Origin of the sequence: Neobacillus bataviensis LMG 21833, from assembly GCF_000307875.1 — a bacterium.
Taxonomy (GTDB): Bacteria; Bacillota; Bacilli; order Bacillales; family Cytobacillaceae; genus Neobacillus; species Neobacillus bataviensis.
Genome location: NZ_AJLS01000035.1, coordinates 147,809 through 162,558, shown reverse-complemented (window position 1 = coordinate 162,558; position 14,750 = coordinate 147,809). Strand labels below are relative to the sequence as shown.

Annotated in this window: 14 protein-coding genes; 4 read left to right on the top strand and 10 right to left on the bottom strand. The window is 39.2% G+C overall.

Features of this window, described 5'->3' with window-relative positions:
• Positions 1–4: 4 nt before the first annotated feature.
• From BABA_RS03765 to BABA_RS03720, 10 genes are all read right to left on the bottom strand, one after another.
• On the bottom strand, positions 5–973 hold the full coding sequence (locus BABA_RS03765; RefSeq protein WP_007083803.1) for an ABC transporter ATP-binding protein: 969 nt from the start codon (positions 971–973) through the stop codon (positions 5–7).
• Positions 966–1,985 carry an ABC transporter ATP-binding protein gene (locus BABA_RS03760; RefSeq protein ID WP_040345084.1) on the bottom strand — a complete coding sequence of 340 codons (1,020 nt, stop codon included), beginning with the start codon at positions 1,983–1,985 and terminating at the stop codon, positions 966–968. The genes BABA_RS03765 and BABA_RS03760 overlap by 8 nt, the downstream gene beginning before the upstream one ends.
• Positions 1,986–1,990: 5 nt before the next feature.
• Positions 1,991–2,830, bottom strand: coding sequence for an ABC transporter permease (locus BABA_RS03755; protein ID WP_007083801.1), 840 nt, complete (start codon positions 2,828–2,830; stop codon positions 1,991–1,993).
• A 16-nt stretch (positions 2,831–2,846) separates the two neighbouring features.
• Complete coding sequence (locus tag BABA_RS03750) at positions 2,847–3,794, bottom strand: ABC transporter permease (protein WP_007083800.1); 948 nt, start codon at positions 3,792–3,794, stop codon at positions 2,847–2,849.
• 24 nt (positions 3,795–3,818) lie between these two features.
• Positions 3,819–5,384 carry an ABC transporter substrate-binding protein gene (locus BABA_RS03745; protein WP_007083799.1) on the bottom strand — a complete coding sequence of 522 codons (1,566 nt, stop codon included), beginning with the start codon at positions 5,382–5,384 and terminating at the stop codon, positions 3,819–3,821.
• Positions 5,385–5,450: 66 nt separating this feature from the next.
• The gene (locus tag BABA_RS03740) at positions 5,451–5,663 is read right to left on the bottom strand and encodes an acetyl-CoA carboxylase biotin carboxyl carrier protein subunit (RefSeq protein WP_007083798.1); all 213 of its coding nucleotides are present in this window, start codon (positions 5,661–5,663) and stop codon (positions 5,451–5,453) included.
• Positions 5,664–5,721: 58 nt separating this feature from the next.
• Entirely contained in the window at positions 5,722–7,281 is a 1,560-nt protein-coding gene (locus BABA_RS03735; RefSeq protein WP_007083797.1) for an ABC transporter substrate-binding protein, read from the bottom strand.
• 69 nt (positions 7,282–7,350) lie between these two features.
• Positions 7,351–9,000, bottom strand: coding sequence for a long-chain-fatty-acid--CoA ligase (locus BABA_RS03730; RefSeq protein ID WP_007083796.1), 1,650 nt, complete (start codon positions 8,998–9,000; stop codon positions 7,351–7,353).
• 31 nt (positions 9,001–9,031) lie between these two features.
• A complete protein-coding gene (locus BABA_RS03725) occupies positions 9,032–10,168 on the bottom strand; it encodes an acyl-CoA dehydrogenase family protein (protein ID WP_040345081.1) in 1,137 nt (378 codons plus the stop codon).
• A 147-nt stretch (positions 10,169–10,315) separates the two neighbouring features.
• Positions 10,316–11,707, bottom strand: coding sequence for a sigma-54 interaction domain-containing protein (locus BABA_RS03720; RefSeq protein ID WP_268870141.1), 1,392 nt, complete (start codon positions 11,705–11,707; stop codon positions 10,316–10,318).
• 519 nt (positions 11,708–12,226) lie between these two features.
• Here BABA_RS03720 and BABA_RS27140 point away from each other — a divergent pair.
• The 4 genes from BABA_RS27140 (at position 12,227) to BABA_RS03705 (ending at position 14,562) form a co-directional block, all read left to right on the top strand.
• A complete protein-coding gene (locus BABA_RS27140; protein ID WP_007083793.1) occupies positions 12,227–12,397 on the top strand; it encodes a hypothetical protein in 171 nt (56 codons plus the stop codon).
• Positions 12,390–12,593 carry a hypothetical protein gene (locus tag BABA_RS27830; RefSeq protein WP_051185993.1) on the top strand — a complete coding sequence of 68 codons (204 nt, stop codon included), beginning with the start codon at positions 12,390–12,392 and terminating at the stop codon, positions 12,591–12,593. The genes BABA_RS27140 and BABA_RS27830 overlap by 8 nt, the downstream gene beginning before the upstream one ends.
• Before the next feature lie 63 nt (positions 12,594–12,656).
• Positions 12,657–13,052 (top strand): McrC family protein, encoded by a 396-nt coding sequence (locus tag BABA_RS03710; protein ID WP_235749559.1) that lies wholly within the window; start codon positions 12,657–12,659, stop codon positions 13,050–13,052.
• A 772-nt stretch (positions 13,053–13,824) separates the two neighbouring features.
• A complete protein-coding gene (locus BABA_RS03705; RefSeq protein ID WP_007083792.1) occupies positions 13,825–14,562 on the top strand; it encodes an alpha/beta fold hydrolase in 738 nt (245 codons plus the stop codon).
• Positions 14,563–14,750 lie beyond the last annotated feature (188 nt).

Genomic DNA, 14,750 nt, shown 5'->3' with positions numbered 1-14,750 from the left:
GGAATTACCCGTGATAAAAGCAGGCAACCCATCTGCCTTCTGAAACTTGTTGAAGGGGTGGTTCTTCCTGTTTACATCTCTCATCCGCAAGCGGGCACCTGGTAGAAAATCTACAACCAACTGGTGGATTGGCCGGACTCGGAAGGTCTCCACTCAGAATAATTCGTTCACGATTACGCATGGTTGGATCGGGCTCTGGCACAGCTGATATTAATGCCTCGGTATAAGGGTGCAGCGGCCGTTCAAAGAGTTGATCGGTATCCGAAATTTCCATCACTTTTCCTAAATACATCACGACAATTCGATCACTGATGTGCTTGACGGCTTGTAAGCCATGGGCAATAAATATATAGGAAAGACCCATTTCCTCTTGAATATCCTTTAAAAGGTTTAATATTTGTGCTTGAATGGATACATCTAATGCTGAGACTGGCTCATCACAAACAATTAATCTTGGATTAAGCGCCAACGCTCTGGCGATGCCAATTCTTTGCCGCTGGCCCCCAGAGAATTCTTCTGGATAACGAGAACCATGTGCGGAGGTCAACCCTACCTTTTCAAGCAGTTCATCTACCCTTTTTTTCCTTTCACCGCTAGTGCCAATTTTATGGAGAACTAATGGCTCTTCAATAATATTGGCAACAGTCATTCTCGGATTAAGTGAAGAATACGGATCTTGGAATACCATTTGAATCTTTTTCCCTAAATCACGCTTTTTTCGTCCTTTGGATAATATCGAGCTTCCTTCAAAAATCACTTCACCCAAAGTCGGTTCTAGTAATCCAACCACCATTCGGCCTAGGGTGGTTTTCCCGCATCCAGATTCACCGACCAGTCCCAGCGTCTCACCACGATGGACATCAAGACTCACGCCATCAACTGCCTTGAGCCATTTGCCTTTTTTACTAAACAAACCGCTTCCAATCGGATAATACTTTTTGACGTCTTTCATCGAAATTAATGGTTCAGGCATGGACAGTCACCTCTTCGAACTGGGAATCGGCAACAAGCCAACAAGCTGCCTGCCTATCATTTCCTGTCTTGATTAACTTTGGACTTTCGGCCAGACATTTTTCCGTTGCATGACTGCACCTAGAATAAAAATTACACCCCGTTGGAAGGTCAAGAGGATTCGGGACAGCCCCCGGAATGGTATGGAGATGATTTTCCGATGGTCCTCTAAGGGTAGGAACACTAGCCAATAGACCCTTTGTATAAGGATGCTGAGGATTTTGGAAAAGAGAGTATACATCTCCTTCCTCCACAATTTCACCACAGTACATGACAAGAACACGATCTGCCATTTCCGCTACAACTCCTAGATCATGAGTAATAAGCAGGATCGAAATGTTGGTTTCTTTTTGCAGCGCTCTCATTACATTCAGAATTTGAGCTTGAATCGTTACATCAAGTGCCGTGGTTGGTTCATCGGCAATGAGGAGGGAAGGATTGCATGCTAGTGCCATCGCAATCATAATTCGCTGCCTCATCCCTCCGGAAAGCTGGTGCGGGTAATCATTGAGCCGAGTCTCCGGTTCTGGAATTCCCACTTTTGCTAGTAATTGAATGACGGTTGCTTTTGCCTTTTGATAACTGACACCTTGATGAACCATAATAGGCTCGGCAATTTGTTTTCCTATCGGATGTAGTGGGTTTAACGATGACATCGGATCCTGGAAAATCATAGAAATTTCATTTCCTCTTATTTTTTTCATTTGCTTTTTTTTCATTTTGAGTAAATTTTCGCCTTTAAACGCAATCGCACTATCCTTATCGTATTGGATAGACGGGGAATTCAGACCCATAATCGACAATGCTGTCACACTTTTCCCACTGCCGGATTCCCCGACTAATGCAACGATTTCACCGGCACCGATGGAAAAGGAAATATGATTTACCGGTTTTATGACTCCCCTGGATGTGGGGATATAGGAATAAAGATCTTTCACCTCTAATACAGGTCCATTTTGCTCTCTCACATTCATTCCCCCTACATTCTCTTCATTTTAGGATCGATGGCCACCCTCAATCCATCTCCAAAAAAGTTTCCTGCCAAAACAGACAGCAGAATAGCTAGCCCAGGAAAGATCATCATTAATGGGTTAACAAAAATCATACTATAGGCCTGATGCAGCATTCCGCCCCAACTAACCTGTGGAGACTGAGCTCCCATCCCAAGAAAGCTTAAGGAAGCTTCGACTAAAATAGCCAAACTGAAACTAAAAGATGCTTGAACGATGATGGGAGATAAAATATTCGGAAGGATATGCTTCATCATAATCCACAATGGACCTGCACCTGATATTTTTGATGCTTCAACATACGGTTCTCTCCTAACTTGGAGGGTTTGACCTCTAGCCAGGCGAGCAAATTGTGGAGTGAAAATAATCCCAATGGCAATCATGGCGTTCCATAAACTTACACCTAAAGCACCAGTGATCCCTAAGGCAAGGAGAATCGCAGGAAAGGAAAGGATGGCATCGACAATTCTCATAAATACATCATCGACAATCCCGCCTAGATATCCCGAGATAATACCGAGTGGAACACCAACGAAAATAGGAATTAAAATGGCAACGTGGCCAGCTTGAATAGCTGCTTGGGCTCCCGCAATTACGCGTGAAAAAGTATCACGTCCTAATTCATCTGTCCCAAACCAATGGGTGCCGTCTGGCGGAAGCATTACTTTTGATAAATCCTGTTCATTAGGTTCAAAAGGAACAATAAAGGAACCGATTAGGGCTAAAACCACTAAAAGCAGTAGATAAACCATGCTGAAGAATGCTAATTTTTCCTGAAATAATCGTTGAATGGCGATACGAAATTGCATCAAACCCACCTCCTTCCTACTTATATTCAATCCTAGGATCCAGTACGCTATAAAGTACATCTGTGACAAAATTGATGACTAATACCAATACAACCATCACTAATACAACACCCTGAAGCATGGGAAAGTCTCGCTGTAAAATAGAGTTCACAGCCAGCTGCCCCATTCCTGGAATAGCAAATACCGTTTCGATCACCACTGTTGCCCCCAGCATGTTTCCAAACAACAGTCCTGTTGTCGTTATAACGGGAAGTAAGGAGTTACGAAGACCGTGCTTCCAAATAATCGGCCCGATTAATAATCCCTTTGAATAGGCAGTACGAATATAATCCGATTCCAACACCTCAAGTAGTGAGGATCGTAATTGTCTTGTAATTTGGGCAGCACCAAAGGCTCCTAAACAAATAGCAGGAAGGATCACACTTTGGAAAAATCCTACCGGGCTTTCAGAAATACTGATAAAACCGGTTGCCGGCAGCCAGCCCAGATTAACGCTGAAGAAGACGATCAACAGCATGGCCAGCCAAAAATTAGGAATGGCGGTACCAAGAGTACCAATAAATCGTGCCATATAGTCCACCCAGCTATTTGGTTTAATGACTGATGCAATGGCAAAAATCATCCCAAAAACAAAGGAAAAGATAATCGATGCCAGAACCAATTGGAAGGTAACGCCGAGTCTTGAAGAAACAGCCTCACTTACGATTTCCCCTGTAAATAGTGACCTCCCTAAGTCACCTTGAACGGCGTTAGTTAGCCAATTCCAGTACTGAATCAGAACAGGCTGATCCAGCCCAAGCTGACTTCTTAACAATGCTAATTTGTCTTCTGTAGCGTTGTCTCCAAGCAAGGCGAGAGCGGGATCACCCGGTATGATCAGAATCAGGGAAAAGACAATCAATGTTGTTACGATTAGCATGGGTATGACATACATCAATCGCCGCAGCAAAAATGTTAAAAACATAGTTCTCTTCCCCCATCTATAATTCTATTTATCGATCCATAAGAATGAGACTTTTGGTTTTCCAAGTAGAGTGCCTTCAAATCCTTTTACCTCAGGTTTCATAGCTCCAGTTACTGGGGTAAATACAAGTGGTATGGTCATTGCTTCTTCCACCATAGCAATTTCATTAATACGTCCGTAAAGCTGTGCCCGCACCTTTATATCATAGGAACCCGCTGCCTTGGCGATTAGTTCTTCCTTCTCTGGAGTAGTCGCTCCGCCTGTATTATAAAAACCGCTGCCGCTTAGAAATAAATTGACTGTCTGTTGCGGATCGGGTCTTCCCGTCCAAGCAGTTAAATTTGCTGGAATTTGTTTTTCATTGAAATATAGAGCATTTCCTTTATTCATTTCCATCGTCTGGATATTAATATCAATCCCAGCCTCTTTGGCTTGACCCTTAATGGCTTCACCCATTCTTTGCCACTCAGGAACGGTAGGAACCATTAAATCAAAACTAACTCTATCTAATCCGACACTTTTTAAGAGTTCTTTTGATTTTTTGGGATTATATTCAAGCTTTAAGTCAGGGTTATAAGCCCAATAATCTTTTGGAAAGGCTTGGGATGCTGGTTCACCTTTTCCAAAGTACAATGCTTTAATGATTGCCTGCCTGTCAATGGCATATTGGAATGCTTGCCGAACTTCTTTCTTATCAAAAGGAGCCAGCTTTGTATTCAGATAAATATTATGAACAAACACGCGCATTTTGGAATCTAATACGACATTTGGATCCTTTTCCAGTACTTGAACATTATTAATGGAGACATTCCAATAGAAATTTAATTGACCTGATTTTAAGGCATTTAATCGTGTATTTTCATCCGGCATAATTTTCGCTGTGATTGTGTTCAGATATGGCAGCCCTTTCTGCCAATACTTTTCATTTTTTGCGTATTGGATTTCCCCATTAGGAATCCATTTCACGAATTTAAATGGTCCAGCCCCGACTGGATTTTGGGCAAAATCTTTACCCAACTTCTGGACTGCCGTCGGAGAAACCATCATTCCAGAACGGTCAGAAAGTGCTAAAATAATGGACGAGTCCGGCTGTTTAAGAGTTAATTTTACGGTATATGGATCAACCGCTTCCACGCTTTCCACATTCTTGATATCGGAAACGTTTGATCCCTCGGCATTGACCCGTTCCAAGTTGAATTTGACGGCCTCTGCATTAAATTCAGTGCCATCGTGGAAGGTAACTCCTTTTCTTAAATGAAGAACGATCGTTTTGTCATCCGGTGTTTCCCAAGATTCGGCCAATCCTGGTTCCGGCTCTAAGTTGCTGTTATAATTGACCAAAGTATCATAGATTGGATAAAGCATCGCGTGATCATTGCCTGAATTCCCTAAGATAGGATCAAAATTACTGATATCCGTATCGTACCCGAAAACCAAATCTCCTCCTTGTTTAGGTTCACCAGAGCCTTGATTTTTCTGTGGATTGGTAGATGATTGTGTATTCGAAGCTGAATTTTTTTGTGAGCAGCCTGCAATGACCAAAAGAACTGCTAAGAAAATAAAACTGAAAAACTTATTAAATTTCCTCATATGGTCCCTCCTCATATTTACCTTCTACCGAATGAATACTTACGAATAAATCAAGAAAAAATTTGGTTATTCTAACTCAATTAAAATATCACCTTCATTGACAAAATCGCCTTCCACTGCTCGTACTTCCCTGACAATTCCTTCTGTTTCAGCCTCTATAGGAATTTCCATTTTCATCGATTCAAGGATCACCACTTCTGTGCCTGCCTCAATTCGATCTCCTGGATTAACCAAAACCTTATAGATATTGCCAGCCATTAATGATAATATTTGGCTCATTTCGGTACCGCCTTTCGTAACCTATTTTCTAAGTGTGCTTCTTATATTTACAAACTTTTTATTTATCCAACCAAAGGAATGAAAACTTTGGTTTACCTAATAAAGTTCCTTCGAATCCCTGTACCACTGGTGACATTGCAGCCGTTGCAGGTGCAAAGAATACTGGAATTGTCATTGCTTCATCTAAAATAGCAATCTTATTAATCTGTGCGTATAGTTTCGCACGCTCCTTTTGGTCATAAGTAACCGCTGCTTTTGCAATTAACTCCTCTTTTTCCGGTGATGTTTCACCACCCGCATTATAGAAAGCGTCTCCACTTATCAACGAGTTCATGGTCTGTTGTGGGTCAGGACGGCCACTCCAAAAAGTAAACCATGCCTGTGCACGTTTCTCATTGAAGTATGTGGTATTCCCTTTATTTGCTTCCGTCGTCAGTATATTCATATTAAATCCTGCTTCTTTTATCTGTCCTTTTACTGCCTCAGCTATCCTTTGATAGAAAGGTAGATTCGGCACATATACATCGAATTTAACACTTGGTTCCCCCGCTGCCTTTAATAGCGATTTTGACTTTTCGGGATCAAATGGAATTTTGATATCAGGACTTGAAGCCCAATACTCCTTTGGGAATGTTTGATAGGCAGGTTCGCCCTCGCCAAAGGTTAATGCATTTACAATCGCCTCACGATCGATGGCATATTGTAGCGCTTGTCGGACTTCTTTTTTATCAAATGGTGCCAGCTTCGTATTGATGTACATATTTTGGAAAGCGACTTTCATTTTTGAATTTAGAACAATGTTCTTATCATTTTTTAAGCTTTGGGTGTTATCAGGTGATACATTCCAAAACAATTGAACTTGACCAGATTTCAGAGCATTTAACCGCGAATTTTCGTCGGGCATAATTTTTAGGTTTATTTTATCAAGATATGGAAGACCTGCCTGCCAATACTTTTCATTTGCCTCCAAGACAATTTCTGAATTCCTTACCCAATTCGCTAGTTTATATGGCCCTGTTCCCACAGGATTTTGGCCAAAATCTTTACCGTATTTTTGTACAGCGGTTGGGGACACCATCATTCCCGACCGATCAGACAAAGCAAGAATGATAGAGGAGTCAGGCTGTTTAAGTTTCAGTTTAGCTGTTTGTGGATCAATGACTTCAACTGATTCTACATTTTTCAAATCAGAAACCTTAGAATCTGGTGCAATCGCACGTTCGATGTTAAATTTTACTGCTTCCGCATCAAATGGAGTTCCATCATGAAAGGTTACTCCTTTTTTAAGATGGAGAATGATCGTCTTATCATCCGGTATATCCCAAGATTCAGCTAATCCAGGCTCGGGTTCCAATTGTGCATTAAAATTAACTAGAGTATCATACACCGGATAGAGTAAAGCATGGTCATTTCCTGAGTTACCTTGAAGAGGGTCATAGTTGCTTATATCGGTATCAAAGGCAATATTCAATTGTCCACCTTTTTTTGGTGTTGCTCCTTCTTTACTTTCCGCTGTACTATCATTTGTTTTTACGGAGCTTGAACTATTTAGCGAACAACCTGCCACTATCAATAGAGCCAAAACTAGAATTGTTAATAACAATTGGAGTTTCTTCATAATTCTCTCCCCATTTCATAAATCGAATCACTCTAGTAATCACAAATCTTTTTTGAAAACTACATTTTATTAGGTAATAACCCTACCTTGCATTTTTGCTAATTCTTGGTCTCGAAGTTCTCTTTTTAATAATTTTCCGACCGCAGATTTAGGTAGTTCATCCCTAAATTCAATCATCTTTGGTACCTTATATGCGGCTAAGTTTTCCCTGCAGAATTGAATAATATCCGCTTCTGTTAGCATTTGTTCCTTTTTTAATGAGATATATGCTTTTACCGTTTCACCCCGATATTCATCGGGTATTCCTATTACGACTACTTCTCTCACGTCAGGAATTTGATAAATGACATCCTCTATCTCCCGAGGATATACATTGTAACCGCTTGCAATAATCATATCTTTTTTTCTATCGACGACATAAAAATATCCTTCTTCATCCATGTAGCCAATATCACCCGTATGAAGCCATCCCTCCTTCAAAGCTGCCGCTGTTTCCTCAGAATTATTCCAATAGCCCTTCATTACTTGAGGACCCCTTACGAGTATTTCCCCCCTCATTCCTACTGGTGCCTCCACTATCCCTGTATCTTGTTCAATCCCAATCATGACTTCCGTTTTAGGAATTGGAATACCAACACTGCCTAATTTAGTCCTGGTGTACGGATTACTAAGGGTTCCAGATGTTGCCTCAGATAAACCATATCCATCGGAAATGTAAGTACCTGCTCCCATTAACTTTTTAAACTTGTCATATATTTCTTGCGGTAAGGGCGAGCTCCCGCAGAAAAAACCTGTTATTTTTTCAATCCCGTATGATTCCACTTTGGGAAAATGGAGCATAGCTGTAAACATAGTTGGAACTCCAAAAAATAGAAATGGTGGTTGTTTTTGAATCAATTCCAATACTGTTTTTGTTTCAAATCTTGGAATGATGATTTGTTTATAACCAAAACGAAAGCCTGTTAATGTTACATTGACAAAGCCAAAAATATGAAAAAACGGTAAAAAACTAATGACTGATCTGTTTTGAAGATTAGAGATATCAAATCTTTTTAATAAATACTCGTAAAATTGTTCTATTTGCGTAATAAAATTTTGATGTGTCAACATAACTCCTTTAGAAACTCCCGTTGTACCTCCTGTATATTGGAGTACGGCGAGATCTTCCACAGGGTTAATCGTAATAAGTGGTGCATCAGCATGATAGGTTGCAAGAAAATCATCAAAATAATGATCACCTTCTTCAAGGCAACCATTCTCAGTCTTGGATACTTGAACAATAATGATTTTTTTTAATGAAGTTTTACTTTGGACCCTTTTGACTCTTTCATATACTGAAGCATGACATATCATAAATTCTGCATTTGCATCGTTTAACTGATATTCCAATTCTCTTTCAACGTACATCGGATTGGTTTGTACAACAATTCCTCCAAGCCGAAAAACGGCAAAAGCCGAAAATATATAATGTGGACAATTAGGGAGCATGATGGATAAACGGTCACCCTTTTTAAACCCTCTTTGATACAAGACCCCGGCTAATTTATTTGAAATTTTTTGAACTTCCAGATAGGACCATTTCTCCTCATTATATTCAAGCGAAATATCATTTCCGAAGCGGGAAACCGCATTATCAAGCAGGTCATTTAATGATTTCTCTTCTATTACAACATCTGGATTCACGTCTTTTGGATAAAACTTTAACCATCTCTTCTTCACAGATTTTCACCTCATAACTAAATTGATCTACTTACAATAAAACCTGTCTAGCAATGACCAGCTTTTGGATCAAACTAGAGCCATCATAAAGCTGTGTCACTTTCGCATCCCTCATCATACGTTCAACTGGGTAATCATCTGTGTAGCCATGTCCTTCTAAAATTTGGACAGCATCAGTCGTTACTTTCATAGCTACATTCGAACAAAATAGCTTAGCCATGGATGCAATGCCGACTACTTCTTTCGACCCTTTATCCAGCAAATCTCCTCCATAGTAAAGCAGTCTTCTTGCGGCTTCAATTTCTGTCGCCATTTCAGCCAGCACAAGTTGAACATTCTGAAATTGCAAACTCCCTCTAGCGGTGAGTTTCCATTTATGAGCAACTTTTATAACTTCCTCATATGCTCCTTGTGCAATTCCCAATGCTTGAGCTGCTACATTTAATCTGCTGCGGTTGAGTGTTTCTTTTAAAATTTTGAATCCTTTTCCTTCCCCTCCGATTAGTTGGGAAAAATGAACTGTTACATCCTCCAAGACCACTTCCCTGAGAGGAATTCCTTTTACGCCCATTTTTTGTACTTCCCTGCCGATGGTAAGACCAGGTGTTCCTGTCTCTACAACAAAATAGGTGGTTCCCGCATTTTTAATGGATGGATCAATCGTTGCCACAATCACGTAAAGGTCTGCTTCTCCCGCATTAAAAACACAAACTTTTTTGCCGTTTAATTTATAATAATCGCCTATTTTTTCTGCCGTAGTAATTAATGATTCAGTGTCGCTGCTAATACCCTTTTCCGTAATACAAAAAGCACCTAATATTTCACCTGCTGCGAGAGGGCATACATACCTATTTTTCTGCTCATCAGTTCCCCCAATTAGGATGGGATTAATCACCATTTCTTGACTAGTCAATAGCATGGATGTGGACCCGCAGCAACGTGCTACCTCTTCTATTGTAATCAGCTGATTCACATATGAACTTCCTTCTCCCCCGTAAGGAGCTGGGACACTCGTGCCAAATATTCTATTTTCCTTTAGTACCTGGATGTGTGTTGCGGGTATTTTTTGAAATTGATCCACATCCTTGGCTGCCGGACGAAAATAATCTTCTGCTATCGACTGAACAAAATGACGAACAATGAGCATCTCTTCCTGAATCACTATCATTACTCCTTCCATTACCTTCATGTATTAGTAATGCAAGTTACATGCCAACTGTAAAAGGCTTGTTTTATTGGGTAAATTGATTGGCTGTATGCAATAGCGCAATAAAAAAGATGCAAAATTGCAACAGCGTGCAATTTTGCATCTTTTTTATTCTAACAACTTCTTATTCTTAAAGTATTTTTGTATTTTTCTAGTTAGAGTGGAAGCGTCAATGGCTAAGGCTTTTGCAGCCGTACGAATACTAGGAAAGTCCTTTAATGTACGCTCAATGATCTGTTTTTCATACATCATCATTTGTTCTTTGAGGGGCTTAAATTTCAATTGATTCGAAGTGATTTCTACACTTTCTAAAGAGGTTTCTACTCCATCTTTTTCATTGGCTGTTTTTATTTTCATTTCATTTTTTATGTCCTCAGCAGTAATAATCGGTTTTTCAACCATGATACAAAGCCGTTCTACCATATTTTGAAGTTCTCTTACGTTACCAGGCCAGTGATAATTTTGAAAGTTATCTAGAACTTCCTTAGAAAATATTTTGTTTACACCGTATTTTTTTCTTATGTTATTGATAAAATGATAGGTTAACGGAACAATATCATTGTGTCTTTCTCTAAGAGGGGGGATATGGATGGGGATAATATTTAATCGATAATAGAGATCCTCTCTAAATGCCCCTTTTTGAATTAACTTTTCCAAGTTTTGATTTGTAGCCGCAATGACTCTGGTGCCTATTTTTATCGGCTTGATCCCACCAACCCGTGTTATTTCAAATTCCTGCAAAACTCTTAATAATTTCACCTGTAAATGTAGGGGGATTTCTCCAATCTCATCCAATAAAATGGTCCCTTTAGAAGATTGCTCGAATAACCCAACCTTCCCTTTTGGACTTGCACCAGTAAAAGCTCCAGGTTCATAGCCGAACAATTCCGATTCTAAAAGTTCATTTGGTATCGCTCCACAATTTACTTTTATTAACGGTAGATCTCTTCTATTACTATTTTCATGGATCAGTTTAACAATAACCTCTTTACCTACCCCAGATTCACCATAAACTAACACAGTGGAATCATGTTGAGCAACGCGTTTTGCACGTTCAAGGACTCTCTTCATATTCATATCATAGGCGACAATGGAATTTATTTCTTTTTTATTGTTTTTTAAGTCCTCTAATTGCCTGCTGACTTCATCATGCTCCATCTCTAATTGAGAAATTTCATTCTTAAGTTGGTTAGGCTCTGTTACGTTTAAAATATGACTGACAACCTTTATGATTTCGCCATGCTTATTCTTAATTGGAATAGCGGTAACTAATACTTCTCTCCCATTATATATTTTTTGAACCAGTGTACACGGTTTTTCATCTTTTAATGCTTGTAATTCGGCAGATTGGTCAATTATTTCTTCAACAATTAAATTCCTGTGCAGACGATCAATATAATCGTTTGTGGTTAATCCTGTTTGCTCTTCAAAAGCTGGATTAACCTCAATAATCATGCCATCATTGTTTGTAATAACCACACCGGTTAATGAATGTTTTATCAGTTGCTGATATGTAATATATATTTCCTCTAACTTTTCTATATCTATTCGTGAGTCGGATTCAATTGTCCTTTTGGTAAATTCTTGCCAATTCGATATTTGAAATCGCCTCCTATATTAATATCTAAGTAGAGTTTGAGTTTCTTAACACCACTCATCTCAAAAAGACTTTTTCAATCCTTACCTTACTCTTATTATCTTGCCCCACCACTTCTATTAATCACCCACCAACTTTTTTAAGCCGTTTTCATAAATTTAAATGATCTATTTTTCTTTGAAAATTCAGAATTATGTAATTAAATAGTAACAATCTGAGAATCATGAGTCAAGGCTTCCTTTTTTTCTTGTTAGCTTCTGTAAATTTGAAAAAGATGAACATGGTTTAACATGATTGGTCAAGCAATAGACTAAGGCTTTAAAACAGTATCAAGGAACGATCGCAAATGAAAAATTCGATAGCTTAATCGACAATGTTGTAACACTCAATCGAGCCATAGTAGAAGATGTATCGCTTGGAAGTTGCTTCCAAATCGGGCACTTTACTTTAGCTCAAATGAAGAGGTCGATGACCAATCGCTGTCCGAAATCGTGGAATATGAACTGATTCCGCTGATTACAGAGTATTGGTTTGATGAACCTTCCAAAATTGACCATTGGGTCAGCAAAATTCTTGGAGCCCTTCATGATTAAAATTAAAAATATTTATTATATGCTGGCGTATGCCTATCAAACTCTTAACGAAGTAGGGTATAAAAACATTCAGCCAGATGAATTTGATAACGTCCATGATTTATTCGCCCCGATCCTCATTCGTGGGGTAACCCTCACGATATTAAATGGGGTTACATTGCGTACAACCGAAATAATGCTGCCTATAAAATGTTAATTAACATATGTGAGTTGGTCATAAAAGGATTATTAATGACGAATGCAACGGGGACAATTTCGAATGAAGCAATTTTTGGGCATCCAGCAAATGCATCGATTGTATGAGAAATTTTTACTTGCCTATTTCAAAAAGGAGTACCCGCAATATTCGGCTGTTGCTTCATATATTGACTGGAATGTGGATGACGATATGACGGAATTTCCGCCGGTCATGAAATCAGATATTACCCTCACTAATGGGACAAAAATCATGATTATTGATGCCAAGTACTACGGTCACACGATGCAAACAAATAAATTGTTCGATAGTACATCGCTTATTTTAGGTAACCTGTATCAAATATTTACTTATGTGAAAAACAAAGATCGTTATGGGAGTGGAAATGTAATAGGCGTCCTGTTTTACGCTAAAACGGAAGAAGACATTACCCCGGATATACTATCAAATGGGAAGTAATCATCTCAGTGTAAAAACACTGGACTTGGGGGCTGATTAGAAGGATATCGAAGATCAGCTAGCTGCGGTTGCTTCTCTAATGTAAGTTATACGTGCCTCGGGGATGGTTCCAAGGTTTTTATAAGGTACTGACCATAGGAAACCAATAGCCCAAATAATTAAGTTTGATTTCTATGGATGGGAAGATGGATTTTAATAATAAACCAATGATCATTCAGCTCTGCATCCATTTTTCCATTCATCTTTTCAACAACTTTTCAGACAGATAAAGGCCTAACCCACTTGATTCAGTGTTCGTCCTACTGGTGACTTCTGTGTAGTTGTTTCAATTTCCGCCTTATCTTTTTTGGATATAGGATAGGTCAATTGTAGCCTCGCAATTGACCTATAACTATATAGTTTTTGTTTATTAATTACTCAACTTTCGCACCTAGAAAAATGTGATGAGTTTATGAATATCGGTGCCTGACCCCACTGCGCTACCGCATTAACTTACTGGGGGTCAGGCACCGAAATACCTGTATGGGTCTTTATCGAATCATTCACACTATATAATTCTCCAAATGTGGTAAAACTTTCTTTATTTTTTTATTTTTTCGAAAGAGTTTAAAGTTTAAAAAATGGAAACCAAAAAAATTTCGTTCTTTTCTAACAACTAAATCAATACCATTTATAATAGATAATTGTTGAAAGGGAGGTTTTTATTATTCCATTTGTTAATCATGAAAATATTAATCTATACTATGAGATTCACGGACAAGGTGAGCCTTTATTGTTAATTATGGGTCTTGGCTATAATTCTCAATCCTGGCATCGAACATTGCCGGCACTCACAAAACATTTCCAGGTTATTATGTTTGATAATCGCGGGGTTGGTAAAAGTAGTATGCCTGAACAACCGTACTCAATCGAAATAATGGCGAATGATGCAAGGGCCGTCCTCGATGCCGCTTCGGTTGAATCTGCACATGTTTATGGTATTTCCATGGGTGGAATGATTGCCCAACGATTGGCACTTGCTTATCCAGAAAGGGTTCGTTCATTAGTATTGGGCTGTACCACAGCAGGTGGGACTACCCATATACAACCTTCTCCTGAAATATCTGAATTAATGGTGGCACGTGCTGATCTAACTGGAACCCCTGAAGAAAATGCATGGGCAGCTGCACCCATTGTTTATAGTCAAGCTTTTATTCATGCACATCCGGAATTAATCCAGGAAGATATTGAAAAGCGAATTGAAATTGTCACACCCCCCCACTGCTATTTATCACAACTGCAAGCATGTCTTGCACATGATACCTCTAACGAATTAGGAGAAATTAATATTCCAACTCTCGTAATCCATGGTGATTCTGATGAATTGGTTCCTTATAGAAATGGGGTAAACTTAGCGGAAAATATTCAAGGGGCTGAGCTATTTACTGTTCCAGGTGCCGGCCACATTTTCTTCACCGAAGCGACAGATCTTGTAAACAACAAGGTTATACAATTCTTACGTAATAAGTAAACAAAGCCGGGAAGAGATTCCCGGCCTTTTTCTTTATTTAAGGCTCTTTTCTGAAAGTTTGTTGCATTTTAAGATTCGCCGATATAATCGTTCAATTCGCCGATAAACTAGATTAACTTGATAATAAGTGTAATTTCACACCTTTTTTGCATTCCAAAGCGGTCATTCAGCATCGCCCCCTATATGGG

Excerpts from the sequence above, each read along its gene's own strand:
- BABA_RS03750 (WP_007083800.1), bottom strand. The coding sequence starts at position 3,794 with ATGTTTTTAACATTTTTGCTGCGGCGATTGATGTATGTCATACCCATG.
- BABA_RS27830 (WP_051185993.1), top strand. The coding sequence starts at position 12,390 with ATGATTAAAATTAAAAATATTTATTATATGCTGGCGTATGCCTATCAA.
- BABA_RS03740 (WP_007083798.1), bottom strand. The coding sequence starts at position 5,663 with ATGAGCCAAATATTATCATTAATGGCTGGCAATATCTATAAGGTTTTG.
- BABA_RS03765 (WP_007083803.1), bottom strand. The coding sequence starts at position 973 with ATGCCTGAACCATTAATTTCGATGAAAGACGTCAAAAAGTATTATCCG.
- BABA_RS03745 (WP_007083799.1), bottom strand. The coding sequence starts at position 5,384 with ATGAGGAAATTTAATAAGTTTTTCAGTTTTATTTTCTTAGCAGTTCTT.
- BABA_RS03735 (WP_007083797.1), bottom strand. The coding sequence starts at position 7,281 with ATGAAGAAACTCCAATTGTTATTAACAATTCTAGTTTTGGCTCTATTG.
- BABA_RS03710 (WP_235749559.1), top strand. The coding sequence starts at position 12,657 with ATGAAGCAATTTTTGGGCATCCAGCAAATGCATCGATTGTATGAGAAA.
- BABA_RS03725 (WP_040345081.1), bottom strand. The coding sequence starts at position 10,168 with ATGATAGTGATTCAGGAAGAGATGCTCATTGTTCGTCATTTTGTTCAG.
- BABA_RS03755 (WP_007083801.1), bottom strand. The coding sequence starts at position 2,830 with ATGCAATTTCGTATCGCCATTCAACGATTATTTCAGGAAAAATTAGCA.
- BABA_RS03760 (WP_040345084.1), bottom strand. The coding sequence starts at position 1,985 with ATGAATGTGAGAGAGCAAAATGGACCTGTATTAGAGGTGAAAGATCTT.